The sequence below is a fragment of the Clostridioides sp. ES-S-0049-02 genome, assembly GCF_020658465.1.
Taxonomy (GTDB): domain Bacteria; phylum Bacillota; class Clostridia; order Peptostreptococcales; family Peptostreptococcaceae; genus Clostridioides.
On sequence record NZ_JACVWG010000003.1, the window covers coordinates 251,944 to 270,863 of the forward strand.

Below are 18,920 nucleotides of genomic sequence, written 5' to 3' on the forward strand. Positions count from 1 at the left end.
TGTTAGTGTTAAGGCATTAGCACTTTTTGCTATGAAGGGGTAAAACTTGCTAAAAATAAGGAGTGATATTAATGGCCACGAAAAAGAAGAAAAAAAAGAAGGTAAATACCTTAAGCTTTAATGCAGAATATCATAATTTGATAACCATATTTATAGGTGTATTTTTATTATATAGTTTAAATTCTAATTCTATGGGATGGATACCTGTGATAATGCAAAATCTCTTTAAAGGATTATTTGGAGGACTTTCCATAGCAATACCATTTATAGTAATTATAACAGGACTTCTAGGATTTTTTGATGGAAATGAATATATATATAGACTGAGAAAGACTAAATTATACTACATAATTATTTTATTTATTTTTGTATTTTATGGATTGTTAAATGCAGGAACTCTTCCTGTAGATAGCCCACTAAAAGGTAATATGTTTGATGATGTTATGAAATTGGGTGTAAGTGGACAAGGTAGTGGTTTAATAGCAACAACCATTGCGTATTATATGAGTAAAATATTTGGTATAGCAGGTGGATGGCTAATAAGTATATTTGCTCTTATACTTTCTATAATGTTTATATTTAATATTTCTATAAAAGACTTGGTATCAAATGCAAAGTCAAAATCTAAAGCATCAAAAGACAGTAATTTAACTTTTAAAGATAAAATTTCAAATATGAAAAAATCTGCAATAGATATGATAACTGATGAAGTGGATGATACTACTGTAAACAAGAAGCCTGGATTTTTTAAAGGGCTAATGTCAAAAGGTCGTGACAATGAAGATGAAGAAGATGAATATTTAGAAGAAGAAAATGGTGATGGTGTAGACGATAAAACTATTAAAATAGTTGGTTTTAACAAGGCAGAAGATGAATATTTAGAAATATTAGAAGGAACTCAAAGTATGCCAGAACTAGATGTTTTAAAAGAGTTACAGAAAGCTACAAATGAAAATTCAGTTGTAGAGACTAAACCAGAAAAGAAAGTTGATATAAGCAAATCTAATTTAGCTGTAGAAAAAACTCAACCAATAAGCATTGTATCAGAGTCAAATAATGAAGACTATTCAAATTATAAAAAACCTGGTGTTGAACTTTTAAATAAAGTAAATAAAAAATCTGATGAAAATGGCAAAAAGAAGGTTTTAAAAAATGCCTCTCTTTTAGAAAAGACACTTTCAGATTTTGGAGTGGAAGCAAAGATTAATCAAGTTACAGTTGGTCCGACTATAACAAGATATGAGATACAACCAAGTCCAGGGGTTAAAGTAAGTAAAATTGTAAACTTAACTGATGATATAGCTTTGAGTTTAGCAGCTAAAAGTATAAGAATTGAAGCACCAATCCCTGGGAAAAGTGCAATTGGAATAGAGGTTCCAAATGAGGAAGCTCAAATGGTTGGAGTAAGAGAAGTTCTAGAAAGTGAAGAGTTTAATAATTTTGATTCACCTCTTGCAATGGGACTTGGAAAAGATGTAGCAGGTAAAATTATAATTGGAGATATAGGTAAGATGCCACATTTACTTATAGCTGGTTCTACAGGTTCAGGGAAGAGTGTCTGTGTAAACACTTTGATAAGTAGTATATTATATAAGGCAAACCCTGATGAAGTAAAATTACTTTTAATAGACCCAAAGGTAGTTGAACTTGCAAATTATAATGGAATACCACATCTTCTGATACCTGTAGTTACAGACCCTAAAAAAGCTGCTAATGCTTTAAACTGGGCAGTGACAGAAATGAATAGAAGATATAAATTATTTGCAGATGCTCAAGTAAAAGATGTAACAAGTTATAATGAAAAATCAGAGGAAAAATTACCTAAAATAGTAATAATAATAGATGAGTTAGCAGATTTAATGATGGCAAGCGCAAATGATGTAGAGGATTATATTTGTAGACTAGCTCAGATGGCCAGAGCTGCTGGAATGCACTTGATTGTAGCTACACAAAGACCATCTGTTGATGTCATAACGGGTGTTATAAAAGCTAATATACCATCTAGAATAGCATTTGCAGTGTCATCTCAAACTGATTCAAGAACAATACTTGATATGGGTGGAGCAGAGAAACTTTTAGGTAAAGGTGATATGCTATTTTACCCACTTGGAGCGGCAAAACCAGTTAGACTTCAAGGTGCATTTATATCAGAAAGTGAGTCAGAAAGAGTAATTGATTTTGTAAAAGACCAAGTTAAGGATGGAATAAAGTATGAGGAAGATATAATTGAAACTATATCTAAAGTTAACACATCAAAATCTAGTGATGAGGATGAATTTTTAAGTGAGGCAATAGAATTTGTTGTAGATAGTGGTCAAGCATCTGCTTCTATGTTGCAAAGAAGATTTAAAATAGGATTTAATAGAGCGGCTAGACTTATTGACTCTATGGAAGAAAGAGGTATAATTGGAGCTAGCGAGGGAAGCAAACCGAGAAAGGTACTAATAAGCAAACAAGATTTGCAGAATTTAGAAGGTGAATAGAATTGTCAGTTATAGAAATAGAAAAAGCACTTAAGCTAGAAAAAGTAGTTTTTGTAGATGTAAGAACAGAAGGGGAATATGAAGAAGACCATATATTAAATGCTTTTAATATGCCTCTTTTTAAAAACAATGAGCATAATGAAGTCGGAACTATTTATAAGATGCAGGGAAAACATGAAGCAATACAAAAAGGATTTGATTATGTATCATATAAGCTAAAGGATATATATTTACAGGCAGCAGAGCTTGCAGCAAATTATGATAATATCGTCATATATTGTGCAAGAGGCGGAATGAGAAGTGGAAGTATAGTAAATGTATTGTCATCATTAGGTGTAAATGTTTATCAACTTGAAGGTGGATATAAGGCTTACAGAAACTTTGTATTGGATTACTTAAGAAATATAATGAATACAAAGAACTTTATATCTGTGCATGGATTAACTGGTTCAGGAAAGACTGATTTATTGCATTTATTGAAGAAAAAAGAAATAGATGTATTAGATTTAGAAGGTATAGCTAAAAATAGTGGTTCAACCTTTGGTTTTATAACATTTGATGAGAAGCCACCATCTCAAAAGAACTTTGAAACTAATTTATTTGAAAGTATATTTTTCTCAAAGAAGGATTATATATTTGTTGAAAGTGAAAGTAAGCGAGTTGGAAGTGTCATAGTTCCTAATGAAATCTTCGATGCAATGATACGAGATGGGTATCATATACTACTGGAATGTGATATTGATAATAGAGTCAATAGGCTTTGTAGAGATTATATTTATGGTAAAGGTGAAGATAATATATTGGTTTTAAAAGAGTGTATAAATAAATTCAGAAAAAGATTGGGTCATAAAGAAGTAGATGGATATATTGATTTATTAGAATCAGGTAAATATGAAGAGCTTGTAAAAAAATATCTTATAGAATATTACGACCCACTTTATATGCATTCAGTGGAAAAATATAAGTACAATAAAATTGTAAATTTTGATGACACACAAAAAGCCCTAGAAGATGTTATAGGCTTATATGAGAGCATATTGGAAGGAGAAAAAAAATGTTAAAGATAGCATTAGAATCATTAGGATGCTCAAAAAATTTGGTGGATGCAGAAATAATGATGGGAATTTTAAATAAAAAGGGTTATAAATTAATAGGAGATTTTGAAGAAGCTGATGTAATTATAGTAAATACTTGTGGGTTTATAGAATCAGCTAAGCAGGAATCAATTGATACGATAATAGAATTTGCAGAATTAAAACAGACTGGTAATCTAAAGCTATTGATAGTAACAGGATGTCTAGCTCAAAGATACTCTGAGGAATTAAAAACTGAAATTCCAGAAATAGATGCAATAGTTGGTACAGGAAGCTACCAAAATATAGATGACATACTTAAAGATTTGAGTGAGAAACATCAAATTGTAAGCCTTGATGATATAGAGTTTGTATTTAATGAGGACTTATCAAGATATCTATCTACACCTAGCTATATGGCATACTTAAAAATTGGAGAGGGATGTTCCAATAATTGTACTTATTGTATAATACCTAAGCTTAGAGGTAAATATAGAAGTAGAAAATTTGAAGATATAATTAAAGAAGCGAATAAATTGGCTGAATCTGGAGTAAAAGAACTCGTAGTTATAGCTCAAGATACTACAAAGTATGGTTTTGATTTATATGGTAAAGAAAGATTACCAGAACTTTTAGAAGAGCTTGCAAAGATAAATGGGTTTAAATGGATAAGAGTCATGTACTCATATCCAGAATCAATAACAGAAGAACTGATTAAAGTTATAAAAGAACATGATAATATATGTAGCTATTTTGATATGCCAATACAACATGCAAGTAACAGTATTTTAAAGTTAATGAATAGAAAAACTAGTAAAGAGGATATATTAAATAAAATTAAACTTATAAGAAAGAATATACCAGATGCTATACTTAGAACTACGATAATAGTAGGTTTTCCTGGTGAAACAGAAGAAGATTTTAAACAGCTTGTAGATTTTGTCAAAGAAGTTAAATTTGATAGGCTAGGTGCATTTGCATATTCAAGAGAAGAAGATACACCAGCAGATAAATTACCAAATCACATAGATGAAGAAGTAAAAATACAAAGAAGAGATACTTTAATGATGATTCAACAAAAAATATCTGAAGAACTTAATGATAAAAAAATAGGAAAAACATATGAAGTCCTTATAGAAGAGCAAATAGAAAATAATGTATATACAGGAAGAACACAGGGTGATGCAGAAGAAATTGATAGTATAGTATATGTAAAAAGTGTAGATAATCTTGAAGTAGGAGAATTCGTAAGTGTTCAAATAAATGATGCAATGGAATACGATTTAATGGGAGATGTTGTATATGAACTTGCCTAACAAATTAACTTTGTTTAGAATATTTTTAATTCCAGTATTTGTTTTAATAATGTTATTTAATGTACCGAACAAGTTTTTATTAGCTTGTATTATTTTTATAGTAGCTTCAATTACTGATGCACTAGATGGAAAGATAGCTAGAAAGTATAACTTAGTTACTGATTTTGGGAAGTTTATGGACCCATTAGCAGATAAGTTATTAGTAATCTCAGCACTTACATGTATGATAGAAGATGGTCTTGTAAGTAGTTGGATGGTAATTATAATAGTAGCTAGAGAACTTACAGTTAGCATATTGAGGGCTATAGCAGCTGCTGATGGAAAAGTAATAGCAGCTGGTGGCAGTGGAAAGCTTAAAACGATAACTCAAATGATATCAGTAGTAATTTTATTGTTAGGGGCTCAGTTTGAAAATGAATTAATACTAAATATAGGTGGAATTCTTATACTTATAGCAACACTGCTTACTTTATATTCTGGATGGGAATACCTATATAAAAATAAAGAACTTTTCATGTCTTCTAAATAGAATCTTATCATTTAATAATCATAAATTGATTGATTAATAAATAAAAAATAGCAACTTAAAATTTTAAAAATGTAAAAAAGGGTATACTATAATAGTATATCTCTTTTCTTTTTTAGGAATATTTTCTTTTGTGTATATAATTATTGATAATGGTTTATAAATAAAATGTAGCAAATAAAAATATAATCATTAAGAGCGTTTTTAAATTGACTAGGTTTGATTTATGTTATATAATTAATATATAACAAGAGAACAAATGTTTGTAGATAAATGAAGGGATGGTATAGAGATGAGTGTAGATCAAGAAAAATTAAAAGCGTTGAATGAAGCTTTAGGTAAAATTGAAAAAGATTTTGGTAAAGGTTCAGTAATGAAATTGGGAGAAGCAACGTCTATGTCTATAGATGTTATATCAACAGGAGCAATTGGTTTAGATATAGCTATTGGTATAGGAGGTCTACCTAGAGGGAGAATAGTTGAAATATATGGTCCTGAATCTTCTGGTAAGACGACTGTTGCACTTAGTTGTGTAGCATCAGCTCAAAAAAATGGAGGAATAGCTGCATTTATAGATGCTGAACATGCGCTTGACCCAGTATATGCAAAAGCATTGGGTGTGGATGTTGATAATCTAATCATATCTCAACCAGATACAGGAGAGCAAGCCTTAGAAATAGCAGAGGCATTAATAAGAAGTGGTGCAATTGATATAATAGTAATAGATTCAGTTGCAGCATTGGTTCCAAAAGCAGAAATAGACGGAGATATGGGTGATTCTCATGTAGGTTTACAAGCTAGACTTATGTCTCAAGCACTTAGAAAATTAACTGGTTCGATTAAAAAATCAAATTGTGTTGCTATATTTATAAACCAATTAAGAGAGAAAGTAGGAATAATGTTTGGAAATCCAGAAACGACTACTGGAGGACGTGCATTAAAGTTCTATTCATCTGTTAGATTGGATGTTAGAAAAATAGACACAATAAAACAAGGTGACAAGGTTATAGGAAGCAGAACAAGAGTTAAGGTTGTTAAAAACAAAGTAGCACCACCATTTAAACAATCTGAATTTGATATAATGTATGGAGAAGGTATATCAAAAATTGGAGATCTTTTAGATATAGCTGCTGACATAGATATAGTTAAAAAATCAGGCTCATGGTATAGTTACAATGACACTAAACTTGGACAAGGAAGAGAAAATGTAAAAAAATTCCTAGAGGATAATATGGATTTAACTAATGAAATAGATGAAAAAGTTAGAACATTTTACAATTTAAATGAGGTTAGTGAAGAAGCCGGTACTTTGGTATCAGAAGAAGTTGTTGAAAAATAAGTGAAAATATAAAAAAATAACTATTAAATAAGGACATACCACGCTCCCTATTAGCTTGACACAATGTTGAAAAAATTATAAAATTAAGTGAGGATAAAATATCTAAATTTAATTTTAATTATTAGGAATATTTTTTAATCATAGTGATGACATTTTGGGATTATTAACGAAGGAGGTGGATGTCATAGATAGTGTAGTAATGATTGTAATAGGTGCAGCTGTTGGTATTATAGCTGGATATTTTGTTAGAAAAAATATATCTGAAGCAAAAATTGGACAAGCTGAAAACTTGGCCAAAGAAATAATAGATAAAGCACACCACGATTCAGAAACAGTACAGAAAGAAAAGTTATTAGAAGCTAAAGAAGAGATCCATAAATGGAGAACAGAAGCTGAAAGAGAAAACAAAGAAAGAAGAACAGAAGTACAAAAGTATGAAAAAAGAGTAGTACAAAAAGAAGAAGTCTTAGATAGAAAATTACAAAATTTAGAATCTAAAGAAGTAAATTTAAGTGAAAAATTAAAGACAGTTGAAAAGAAAGAAGAAGAAGTTGAAGTAATAAAAACTCAACAATTGGAAAAATTAGAAAGCATATCAGGAATTACATCTGATAAGGCTAAAGAAATTATTTTAACAAATGCTGAGAGAGATGTAAGACGTGAAATGTCTATAATGATAAAAGAGATAGAAGGTCAAGCTAAAGAAGAAGCTGATAAGAAATCAAGAGAAATTATAGGATATGCAATTCAAAAATGTGCAGCAGATCACGTAGCTGAAACTACTGTTACAGTAGTAAGCTTACCTAATGATGAAATGAAGGGTAGAATAATAGGTAGAGAAGGTAGAAATATAAGGACTCTAGAAACTTTAACAGGGATAGACCTTATAATAGATGACACTCCAGAAGCAGTAATTTTATCAGGATTTGATCCAATAAGAAGAGAAATTGCAAGAATTGCTCTAGAGAAGTTAATAGCAGATGGAAGAATACATCCAGCTAGAATTGAAGAAATGGTTGAAAAAGCGAGAAAAGAAGTTGACAATATTATAAAAGAATATGGTGAACAAGCTGCATTTGAAACTAGTGTACATGGAATTCATCCAGAATTAATAAGATTATTAGGTAGACTTAATTATAGAACTAGTTATGGACAAAATGTTCTTAAACATTCTATAGAAGTTGCTCATATAGCTGGTATAATGGCTGCTGAGATAGGTGCAGATATTAGATTAGCTAAGAGAGCTGGTTTGTTACATGATATAGGTAAGGCTGTAGACCATGAAATGGAAGGTACACATGTTGAAATAGGTATGGATTTACTTAGACGTTATAAGGAATCTAAAGAAGTTATACATGCTATGAGTACACATCATGGAGATTATGAACCTCAAACAGTAGAAGCTGTATTAGTTACAGCAGCAGATGCAATATCAGCTGCTAGACCTGGTGCTAGAAGAGAGACTTTAGAAGCTTATATTAAGAGACTTGAAAAACTAGAAGAAATAGCTAATTCATACGAAGGTGTAGAAAAATCATTTGCTATACAAGCTGGTAGAGAAATTAGAATAATGGTAAAACCAGAAGCTATAAATGATGAAGAAATACACTTATTAGCTAGAGATATGACTAAGAAAATAGAGGATGAACTTGAATATCCTGGACAAATAAAAGTAAGTATAATAAGAGAAACAAGAGCTATAGAATATGCAAAATAAAATATAAATATCTAAATGATAATAAAAATATTTTTAAAAATTTAGATTTGCCACAGGATTTAATAATTTATCCTGTGGCTTTTTAATTTTCAAGGTATAAAATGATATAATTTGAAATAATTATAAGGCTGATAAATATTAATTATAAAGAATTAATAAAATTAATCCTTATATACACATTGTTTGTATAATTATTTAAGTTTGTTTGATATAATGAAGTGATAAAATAATCTATTATATCTAAATAAATATTTTTAGGTTATATAATTTTTTTATATATTCAAATATATAAAAGATATACATATATTTTATGGAGGAAACTATTGTGGAAAAGAAAACATCTAGATGGTATATGTATTATTTACCAGTATTACTAACTTTATCAGTAATACTGTTGTTTGTTTGTGCTTTTAAATCAGATAAACATTCAAATCCTCGAAGCAATCTTATTCCAGTTTCATTTATTGGAGAATTTAGAACATCTAATTCTGAAAATCTTCAGCCGTTTATCAATGTTGACTCATTGAATGATATAAGAAAAGAGTCTATTTATTTGCGTGGACATTTTAGCAGAAATATTCCAGCTGGAGAGACACTTTTGCTACATATCAGCCATCTAAAAGTTGATATTCGTGTATCTAATAAAGAGGTATTTTCCATACAAGAAGGTAGAGAAAATGCACTAACAAAGTCTACAGGTCATCTTTGGACAGGTTTTAAATCTGATGGAATATCGGTTGACGATTTAGTTGAGATAAATATACAACGAGTGTACCCTAGTGGGCGAGCATTACAATTAGTATGTTTTTTTGATGAAATGCAGATTGGCTCCAAGGGCGATTTAATTGTTAGTATACTCCACGAAAACAGGATTGGTCTTATATTTACTATGTTAACAATATCTTTTGGCTTATTTGGTCTAATTGCAAGTATCATTTTGTTTTTTTTGAAAAGTGAGTTAACACGTCAGATTTTTTTGTTATCATGTTTTGCTATATTTGGAGGAATTTGGTGTTTAGCAGATTTTAATATACTTACTCTTATTATCCAATCTCCAACTCTTGTCAGTATTTTGGAATTACTGTCGCAGTTTTTACTTCCAACTTTTTGTATACTTTATTTGTCTACTTACTTAACTGAGTGGAGATTGAACGTTATAAATTTATGTGTGTATTTAATTATGACTATTATACTACTTTGTATTATTCTCCAAATACTTCATATTTATGATTTGCATGAGTTTCTGATTTTACAAAATAGCATCTGTATTCTAATTGTATTACTTGGTATGGGGTTCTTGGTTATTGAAATTATTATATACAGAGAATCTGATGCTAAGATTGCTTTGTTTGCTTATCTACCAGCAACTATAGGTGGTATTGCAGAAATAGCAAATTATTATACTATATACATTAGAAGTCTACCATTTTTTTGTATAGGTTTTCTAACCACTATTGTATTACAGATTGGGCATATGATGCTATCTATCAAAAGAAAGGAAAAGTTTCAACAGAGATTAGAGGGAGAATTGATGGAAAATCGTATTTCTATAATGCTTAGTCAAATACAGCCTCATTTTTTATATAATGCACTTAACACTATCCAATATTTGTGTAAACATGATTCTAACATGGCAGTTCATGCAGTAGAAAAATTTTCTTCTTATCTTCGTGGAAATATGGATTCTCTTACACAAAAAAAGCTAATTCCATTTGAAAAAGAATTAGCTCATTTAAAAAATTATTTGTACATAGAGTTATTACGCTTTGGAGAGCGTATAAAAATACATTATGAGCTTACAATTACTGATTTTTTTATTCCTGTTCTCACTATACAACCAATTGTTGAAAATGCGATACGACATGGTGTTACAAAACAAAAAGAAGGGGGAACAATTATAGTATCAACATCCAAGGATGAAAATAACATTTATATTGTTATAAAAGATGATGGAGTAGGTTTCCAACCCTTTGAAAGAGTTAATGATGGAAAAAGCCATGTTGGTATTCAAAATGTAAAAAGACGATTAGAGACACAATGTAATGGAATTCTAAATATAGAAAGTGGTATAGGAAAAGGTACAATAGCAACAATAATCATTCCTATTAGAAAGGGGTAAAATTATGAATATAATTGTAGTAGATGACGAGCAAATTGCTCTTAAAAATTTGAATGAAAAATTAACATATATTTCTGGTATTGAAAAAGTTACTCTTTTTGATGAACCTAAGTTGGCGCTAGAGTATTTAAAAAGAAATTTTGTAGATATTGCATTTCTTGACATTGAGATGTACGGTATGAATGGACTAGAGTTTGCATGTCTAGCAAAAGAAATTTTACCAAACATAAATATTATTTTTGTAACTGGTTATTCAGAATATGCGTTAGATGCATTTTCAATGCATGCCAGTGGATATCTTCTAAAGCCTGTTACAATAGAAGGAATTCAGAAAGAAATAGAAAATTTACGTTCTCCTGTTGTTTTGAACCATAAGAGCCATATATTTATTCATACATTTGGTAACTTTGAGGTATTTGTAGATGAAAAGCCATTAACTTTTAGTAGAGCAAAATCAAAAGAATTACTTGCTTATTTAGTAGATAGGAAAGGAGCAAGTGTGACTATTGCTGAAATTGCAGCAGTACTTTGGGAAGACAAAGAATACAATCGTTCTTTGCAAAATCAAACGCAAACTGTTATATCACATCTGATGAAAACCATAAAGGATGCAAAAATTGAATATGTAGTTATTAAAAAATGGAATAGCCTTGCAGTAGATATTACAAAATTTGATTGTGATTATTATAATATGTTAAGGTGGGATATGATGGCAATTAACACATATGCTGGAGAATACATGACAAATTACAGTTGGGCAGAATTAACTACAGGTATGCTGTATCAAAAAACTTTTAATTATAATTGTTAAAGATAGATAATATGTTTTTATACAGCAGAAGTTCTTAAGTTTTTTGTTTTGTTGATGTGCTTTGGATGTGCATTATCGATTATATTAATATATTATAGGAATATTAAAAATATATAATAATAAATAAAAATTATATAATAGATTTATATTATTAAAAATGATTTAGATGAGCAATTTATATGTTTTTACATGTAATATCTATGCATTAATGTTGATTTATGAAATTTAATATTTGAAATAAAATTAAGTTTTTGAGATAGTTTGCTGATTAAAATTAATTATATTGTAAGCACTAAAAAGTTGAGAATACAATGAGCCAAAGTGATGATGAAAGAGAGGATACATGATGAAAAAAAATACACTTTTACATACAAATGTTATTGTTTGCGTTATTATTACTATTGGTTTTATAGCTACATCTGTGATTGGGTACCAATCTAATACTAATATTTTTAAAAATGATATTGAACATGTATCTACATTGGCTGCTGAAGGTATTTATTATCAGATAGATAAACTTCTTTCACAACCTATAAATGTATCACTTACCATGGCCAATGATAGTCTATTAAAAAATTTTTTAACTAGTGAGAAAGAATATATAAATGATAGGAACTTTGTTTATAAATTACAGGATTACTTAAATACATACAGAAATAAATATTCCTATGATTCTGTTTTTTTAGTTTCAACCAAGACAAATAATTATTATCATTTTAATGGACTTGATAGGACACTTAGTGCTGACAACTCAGAGAATCAGTGGTATTATGATTTTTTAAAACAGGATGAAGAATATTCATTAAATGTTGATAATGATGAGGCAAGTAATAATAGTATTACTGTATTTGTAAATTGTAAGATAAAAGATGATAATGGATCAACTATGGGAATTATTGGGGTTGGATTAAAAGTTGACTCATTACAAATGTTACTTAAAGAATATGATGAAAAGTTTGATGTTGTAGCACGTCTAATTGATGATAAAGGATTTGTTCAATTATCATCTGAGGAAACAGGCTATGAACATGTTAATTTATTTGAAGACGAAAGTAGTAATTTATCTGCTTCAAAAGATTTAATCTTGAGCAATAAAAAAGAACAGAATAGTTTTTGGAATTCATCAGAAAAATTAAAAAGTTATGTTGTATATCAGTATATCCCAAGTTTAAAATGGCATCTTGTTTTGGAAAATGATTTGACTACAATGAGTAGACAACTTCAAATACAGTTTTTAAAAGGGATTGCAATTATAATTTTAATTATAATGTTTGTACTTTTTACAATTACACGTGTGCTTAAGAAATACAAGCAACAAATAATTAATCTCAGCTCTTCTCAGAAATTAGAATATCAAAAGTTATTGAGTAAATCTACTGAAGATCTCTATGAAAATATTTTTGAGATTGATGTTACTAATAACAAAGCTGGTTGTGAAGATGCAAATCGATATTTTAAAGAGTTTGGCTTAAGTCTTAGCACACCATATGATGAAGCACTCTATATAATTGCTAAAGGACAAATTAAAGAAGAGTATGCACAAGGTTATTTAGATACATTTTTACCTGAAAATGTTCTTAAGTGTTATAATAGTGGAATCAATAACATAAGTTATGACTTTTTAATTAAAAGAGATGAAGAAAATTATCATTGGATGAGGATTACTGCCAGAATTTTCTTTTGGACATCAGATGAATCTGTTCGCATGATTTCTTATCGTGAAAATATAGATGAAGAAAAAAATAGAGAATTGTTGCTTCTTGAGCGTTCACAACGTGATTCTCTTACTGGTCTTTATAATAAGGGAGTAACAGAGGACTTTATTAGTACATTTTTAAAAAGTGATAAAAATCAAAATTCAGAACATATTTTTCTGATTTTTGATATTGATGATTTCAAAAATGTAAATGATAGATATGGTCATGCATTTGGAGATTTTATTATAAGTGAATTTGCATTAGAATTAAAGTCTCAATTTCGTGAAGATGATATTGTTGGGCGTATTGGTGGAGATGAATTTGTTGTGTTGATAAAAGATTTCAATAGCAGTAATTATGTAATTATGGATAAATTAGAGCGTTTTTGTTCTAAGATTAACCAGAAACGTTTTGCTGAACATGAAGAATTTTCTATTTCATGTAGCATTGGTGTGGCAATATATCCTGAGCATGGCTGTAAGTATTCTGAACTCTATGAAAAAGCAGACCAAGCACTTTACTATACAAAGGGTCATGGAAAAAATTCTTTCCATATTTTTGGGGATGATTCTATTGATGGTATAGCATTTAATATAGACACTAGAGATGTAAAGTTATTGTTGGAGATGTCTACTGATGGTATTGCAAAATTTGCTTGTATGGAAAATTTGAAACTACTTTACTTTAATCAAAAAATGCTTGAGTTTACTGGTTATTCAGCTAGAAATGTTTCATCCAAAGATTTTGATGTACTTTCACCTATATCACCAGAGGATTTACAGGTTGTACTTGATACACTGAATAAAGCAATACCTAAGAGAGAAACTTTTGAAGTGATTTTTAACTTCCGTCATATAGATGGTCACTATTTCCCTGTGAGAATGCAAGGTAAGTTTTTAAATGAACTATACCAAAATCGTTACCCTGTTTTTTATGCAGTTTACACAGATATATCAAACTTTAATGTTTTTTTAGGAAGATAATTTAAATAAAACCTGCTAATATGAATGAATTATTTTTTAGCAGGTTTTAAAATTTTTTGTTCGTTAATTTTTATATAATTAAGTAATATAAGTCAATAGTTAAAGAAATTTTACCTTTTTAGAGTAGATTTTATTTATTATTTAAAAAAATAATTCTGAAGTTTATTTTGTCAGTGCTTATCATAAAGAATTTTATATTTATATATATCTATACTTATTGCAATTTTTCTTTAATAGTTTTGTATTTATTTGTACTTATTTTGAATTTGTTTACGAAATTTGCCTATAAAAAGTATATATAAAAATATAGTTTAAAATGGTATAATTAGTTATAACAGAAGGAGGTAATATAAGTGAGCCAATACATAAATATAAACTCTCAGTTAGACGCCCTGAAATTGAAAGAATTCGAGAAAGTATTTTACGAAAATATCAATAAGGACGTTAAAGTAGTGCCAAAAGTTACTCCTTTTAAAGGAATAAATACTGACTTGTTGTATGTAAAAGATGGAAAAATTTTATTTATAAAATTTATGGATACAACAGAAGACATATATTTTATTTTGGAAGAAGAGTTACTTGAAGTTATGCATGAGGAATATGAGCTTTTGAAACTAAAAATGGGACAAAAGAATAGAAATATAAGCTATAACTATGTTTACATTATGCCATATGTTGAAGTAGACGAAGCTTATGAGTTTGAAGAATTTGTGAATAATAATATAATAGATAAAAATAAGCTTCAAGATATAATGGCTAGTGCTTCACTGGATGAATATCTTAAGGAAAAAAATGATGAAATAAATTTAAATTTATTTTTATTAGATATATGTTCAGAATACTATATAATAAATGACACACTTCACCTAAACGAAAAATTTAAAAAAATTTCCTTCTATAATGATGACTATAAGTATACAGCAACTATGATGGAAGAAATTCAAATTAAAGATGCTATTTCTATTAAATATGGAAATACACTTATTGAAGGCGGTTCTGGTATAGGAAAAACGGCAAATATGCTTTCTAGAGCTATAAAACTGGCAAAAGTATATCCACATCATAAGTTACTAATATTTACACATACAAAACAACTATGTAATGAACTTCGAGAAAGAATAGAATTATTATATAAAGACAATAATAATTTAGAAGTTCATACATTTAGTTCCTTTATATTTAAATTAGCTAAAAAATATAATCTAATTATTGACTATAATATGTTAAAAAATGATTATGAAAAAACATTTAATAATCTTGTAAAGCAAGCACAAAACATTATAAAGAATAAAAATATGTTTAAGGCGATTTTTATTGATGAAGCAGAAAGTTTTTTAGATTATGAAATAGATTTTATAAGAGAGTTTTTATATAAAACAAAATTCATATTTAATGTGTATTCTTGTAACTCTTTAAATATCTTTAATAGACTAAATATATTTAGGAAACTATACAGCAATATAGAGTTTGATGATAAAATAATATTAAATAAAAATTATAGGCAAGCTAAAGAAATTGTTGATTTTACAAATAATTTTTCCAATAATTCTAACGCTTATATTAATGAATTAAGATCTAATACAAAGTTTAATACTTTTTTTAATACAAAAGCACTTAGAGGTGGTAATAAGTCGGTTGATATAATAAAAGTAAGTGATTTAGATGACCAAATAAGTTCTGTAATATGGGAAATCGAATATTTAATAAGCAAAAAAGGTCTTGATTATTCTGAAGTTGCTATTGTATATCCTTATAATAAGAAGAAATTAAAAAGTGGAAAAACTATTTATTTTCAATACATGTTAAAAAAGGCATTAGAAGAAGCACAAATTCCTTATATATGCGCAGAAGATAACTTAACAAACATAAGTAAGAAGATAGGAACGACAATAGCAAATATATATACAATAAAGAATTTAGAATATAAAGCGATAATAATATGTGAGTTAGAAATGTTGTATAATCAAACAATAAATGATACAGAGCAAGATTATCAAGTAAATGACTTTGTAGGTGATTTAAATAAGGTTTATTTGGCTATGAGCAGGGCCACTGACTATCTAAGTATAGTAACAACCTTTAATGAAGATGCAAGTGATATAATAAGAATTATTACAGAATCAAAAGAAGATAGGGAATAAAACATATTTTGAATTCAAAAAATTAAAAGAGACTGAATTGTGTAGAATAAATATTACCAACTCAGTCTCTTATTTTTTTAACTTACTTTTCCAATATTATCAAAAGGTAATAACCTTACCATGACCTTACCAAGAATTTCGTCTTCATCAACCATACCTACATCTGGGAATCTACTATCATTACTATTTTCTCTGTTATCACCCATTGCAAATAACTTTCCTTCTGGAACAACTGTGTCTATATCTCCAGAAGTATAATTATTATGTATATATGGTTCGGTTAGTAATTTGCCATTTACATATACTTTAGAATTTGATATTTTTATACTGTCACCTTCAGTAGCTATAACTCTCTTTATTAAATCTTTTTTCTTTCCAGTATCTCCATCAACTAAATTAGTTTTAAAAACTACAATATCACCTTTTTCAGGTTTACCAACTTTATATGATATTCTATTTAAAATTAGATAGTCTTTATCATCTAAAGTAGGATACATTGATTCTCCACTAACAATAGAAGGTCTTATAAATTGTAATATTACAAATGCAAGTACAATAGCCATGGCTATTGACTTAATCCAATCAAATATTTCCTTTTTAACACTCATAATTTTTCTCCTTATCATTTGTCATTAAATTAAAATACTCTAGAATAAAAAGAAATAACCAAGAACAACTATACCCAAAATTATTCTATAATAGCCAAAGACTTTGAAATCGTGTTTTTTGATATAATCCATAAAAAACTTAATAACTACGATTGAAACTATAAAAGCTACTACAGAGCCAACACCTAAAATAAGCCATTCAAATCCAGTAAATCCAAACCCAGCTTTTAAAAGTTTTAATGCACTAGCTCCAAGCATTGTAGGAATAGCTAAGAAGAATGAAAATTCTGCTGCTACGTATCTAGAAGTACCAAGTAATACTGCACCGATTATAGTTGAACCAGATCTAGATGTACCTGGAATAAGAGCTAGACATTGGAATAAACCTATACAAAGAGCTAGTTTATATGTAACTTGAGAAAAATCTTTATATTTTGGTCTTTTATTTCTATTTTCAAGTCCTATCATTATTATACCATATACAATAAGAGCAATTGCAACTACTGTTGAATTGAAGAATAATCTGTCTATATCATCCTCAAACAGTATACCAATAACTCCAGATGGTATAACTGCAATTATAACCTTAAGCCATAAGCGAACTGTTTCTTTTTTTTGTTTAGTATTTTTTGCACTATCAAAAGGATTTAACTTCCTAAAAAATATAACAAGTACAGCCAATATTGAACCAAATTGAATTACAACTAAAAATGTATTTATAAATGTAGATGAAAAATTCAATTTTATAAATTCATCAACTAATATCATATGCCCTGTACTACTTACTGGTAGCCATTCTGTAATTCCTTGAACTATTCCCAAAATGACTGCTTTAAAAACTTCAAGCAAACTAAATGTTTCCAAATTTAAATACCTCCAATACAAATTTATAGTAGCATATTTTATTCAAAGATTAATAAAATATGCCATCTTTTACTAACTTATAATACCATAGTACTGTGTAGTGCACAATGGAAGATTGATATTTTCATAAAACCTTCATAATTTAAAATCATAAACTTGAAACTTGTCTATTGAATAAGGGGTATATATGAGGGGGAAATATATGGTATAGTAAAAGTATAACTATTTTATTTTATGAAAAGGAAAGGAGTTATTATGTATAGTACGAAAATATTGGATGATTATGAGTATGAAACTTTTAATGTTTTTTCTACAAAATTAAACCCAAATACAAAACACGATTATTTATCAAAGGTTATGTTATTTAAAGAGTTTCTAAAAGGAAAGGAATTAATTTATGTAACAAAAGAAGATTGTAAAAATTTTGTGGACTATATACAAACCAAATATGCAAAATCAACTTGTGAAAAGATATATAGTTATTTACATAGTTTTTACAACTTCTTAAAAAAAGAAGGATATATAGATATAAATCCATTTAGACATGTAGAAAAACCAACAGTAACTAGAATAAAGACAAAGGATGATGTTTTAAGCATACAGGAAATAAATAAGCTTATAGGTATTTTGCCAAAACTGAATATAAGAGATAGAGTGATAATAGTCTGTTTAGTTACTACTGGGTGTTTATTAAATGAATTAGTTAGCTTAAAGTGGAAAGACCTTATGGTAGATGAAAACGATAACTCGTATGTTAGACTAGGAAAGGGAAGAAAAGAGAGAGTAGTAAAGTTACATCCATACTTTTTTAGGCTTTTAGAAGACTACAGAAACTATTCTGGACTTCCAGAAGTAATAATACCTAATGATGATTTTATTTTTACAACTCAAAAAAGCAATTCTATAACAGATAGAAATGTCAGATTGATAGTAAAAAAAGCATTAGATTTAGCAGGACTTTCTCAATATTCAGCAAGAGACTTTAGACATTCATTTGCAGCAATAAGTTTAAGACTTGGGGCAGATGAGAGTGACGTAAAAAATCAACTTGGCTGGAGTGATAAATACTATGCAATTAGGTATAAATATGTATTGAATTTTGTTGATAGCGAGATTGTGGATTATTTAATTGAAAAAGATAATCTAGATATAAATAAAAAATATTAGCACATAAAAAATAATCTATATAAATATGAACAAAAAATAAAAAAGCCTTGTTATAGTTCGTAAAATTATATATAAT

13 protein-coding genes are annotated in these 18,920 nt (G+C 28.4%); 11 read left to right on the forward strand and 2 right to left on the reverse strand.

Features of this window, described 5'->3' with window-relative positions:
- The first annotated feature begins 71 nt into the window (after positions 1–71).
- The 10 genes from IC213_RS09965 to IC213_RS10010 all read left to right on the forward strand — a co-directional run bounded on the left by IC213_RS09965 (position 72) and on the right by IC213_RS10010 (position 16,205).
- The gene (locus IC213_RS09965) at positions 72–2,483 is read left to right on the forward strand and encodes an FtsK/SpoIIIE family DNA translocase (RefSeq protein ID WP_227482253.1); all 2,412 of its coding nucleotides are present in this window, start codon (positions 72–74) and stop codon (positions 2,481–2,483) included.
- 2 nt (positions 2,484–2,485) lie between these two features.
- Positions 2,486–3,544, forward strand: coding sequence for a tRNA 2-selenouridine(34) synthase MnmH (gene mnmH, locus IC213_RS09970; RefSeq protein ID WP_227434234.1), 1,059 nt, complete (start codon positions 2,486–2,488; stop codon positions 3,542–3,544).
- Complete coding sequence (gene rimO, locus IC213_RS09975; protein ID WP_227863044.1) at positions 3,538–4,872, forward strand: 30S ribosomal protein S12 methylthiotransferase RimO; 1,335 nt, start codon at positions 3,538–3,540, stop codon at positions 4,870–4,872. The genes mnmH and rimO overlap by 7 nt, the downstream gene beginning before the upstream one ends.
- The gene (pgsA, locus tag IC213_RS09980; protein WP_227434236.1) at positions 4,859–5,401 is read left to right on the forward strand and encodes a CDP-diacylglycerol--glycerol-3-phosphate 3-phosphatidyltransferase; all 543 of its coding nucleotides are present in this window, start codon (positions 4,859–4,861) and stop codon (positions 5,399–5,401) included. The genes rimO and pgsA overlap by 14 nt, the downstream gene beginning before the upstream one ends.
- A gap of 289 nt (positions 5,402–5,690) precedes the next feature.
- Positions 5,691–6,737 carry a recombinase RecA gene (gene recA, locus IC213_RS09985; protein ID WP_227434237.1) on the forward strand — a complete coding sequence of 349 codons (1,047 nt, stop codon included), beginning with the start codon at positions 5,691–5,693 and terminating at the stop codon, positions 6,735–6,737.
- 175 nt (positions 6,738–6,912) lie between these two features.
- Positions 6,913–8,454 (forward strand): ribonuclease Y, encoded by a 1,542-nt coding sequence (gene rny, locus IC213_RS09990; protein WP_227434331.1) that lies wholly within the window; start codon positions 6,913–6,915, stop codon positions 8,452–8,454.
- 325 nt (positions 8,455–8,779) lie between these two features.
- Positions 8,780–10,573: a histidine kinase gene (locus IC213_RS21305; protein WP_227831206.1), complete on the forward strand. Its 1,794-nt coding sequence runs from the start codon at positions 8,780–8,782 to the stop codon at positions 10,571–10,573.
- A 4-nt stretch (positions 10,574–10,577) separates the two neighbouring features.
- Positions 10,578–11,384, forward strand: a complete 807-nt coding sequence (locus tag IC213_RS10000) for a response regulator (protein WP_227863045.1) — start codon at positions 10,578–10,580, stop codon at positions 11,382–11,384.
- Between the two features lie 346 nt (positions 11,385–11,730).
- Positions 11,731–14,064 carry a diguanylate cyclase gene (locus IC213_RS10005; RefSeq protein ID WP_227434240.1) on the forward strand — a complete coding sequence of 778 codons (2,334 nt, stop codon included), beginning with the start codon at positions 11,731–11,733 and terminating at the stop codon, positions 14,062–14,064.
- 353 nt (positions 14,065–14,417) lie between these two features.
- A complete protein-coding gene (locus IC213_RS10010) occupies positions 14,418–16,205 on the forward strand; it encodes a UvrD-helicase domain-containing protein (RefSeq protein WP_227863046.1) in 1,788 nt (595 codons plus the stop codon).
- 77 nt (positions 16,206–16,282) lie between these two features.
- Here IC213_RS10010 and lepB read toward each other — a convergent pair whose 3' ends face one another.
- Together lepB and IC213_RS10020 are read right to left on the reverse strand one after the other, a co-directional pair.
- The gene (gene lepB, locus IC213_RS10015) at positions 16,283–16,813 is read right to left on the reverse strand and encodes a signal peptidase I (protein ID WP_227434242.1); all 531 of its coding nucleotides are present in this window, start codon (positions 16,811–16,813) and stop codon (positions 16,283–16,285) included.
- Between the two features lie 39 nt (positions 16,814–16,852).
- Positions 16,853–17,677, reverse strand: coding sequence for an undecaprenyl-diphosphate phosphatase (locus tag IC213_RS10020; protein WP_227434243.1), 825 nt, complete (start codon positions 17,675–17,677; stop codon positions 16,853–16,855).
- Between the two features lie 255 nt (positions 17,678–17,932).
- On the opposite strand from IC213_RS10020, the gene IC213_RS10025 reads away from it, so the two are divergent.
- Positions 17,933–18,844, forward strand: coding sequence for a tyrosine-type recombinase/integrase (locus IC213_RS10025; RefSeq protein WP_227434244.1), 912 nt, complete (start codon positions 17,933–17,935; stop codon positions 18,842–18,844).
- The last annotated feature ends 76 nt before the right edge of the window (positions 18,845–18,920 follow it).

Bases quoted from the DNA above. Each gene is read 5' to 3' on its own strand.
- rimO (WP_227863044.1), top strand. From the start codon at position 3,538: ATGTTAAAGATAGCATTAGAATCATTAGGATGCTCAAAAAATTTGGTG.
- IC213_RS10005 (WP_227434240.1), top strand. From the start codon at position 11,731: ATGAAAAAAAATACACTTTTACATACAAATGTTATTGTTTGCGTTATT.
- IC213_RS09965 (WP_227482253.1), top strand. From the start codon at position 72: ATGGCCACGAAAAAGAAGAAAAAAAAGAAGGTAAATACCTTAAGCTTT.
- IC213_RS10000 (WP_227863045.1), top strand. From the start codon at position 10,578: ATGAATATAATTGTAGTAGATGACGAGCAAATTGCTCTTAAAAATTTG.
- pgsA (WP_227434236.1), top strand. From the start codon at position 4,859: ATGAACTTGCCTAACAAATTAACTTTGTTTAGAATATTTTTAATTCCA.
- IC213_RS10025 (WP_227434244.1), top strand. From the start codon at position 17,933: ATGTATAGTACGAAAATATTGGATGATTATGAGTATGAAACTTTTAAT.
- lepB (WP_227434242.1), bottom strand. From the start codon at position 16,813: ATGAGTGTTAAAAAGGAAATATTTGATTGGATTAAGTCAATAGCCATG.
- recA (WP_227434237.1), top strand. From the start codon at position 5,691: ATGAGTGTAGATCAAGAAAAATTAAAAGCGTTGAATGAAGCTTTAGGT.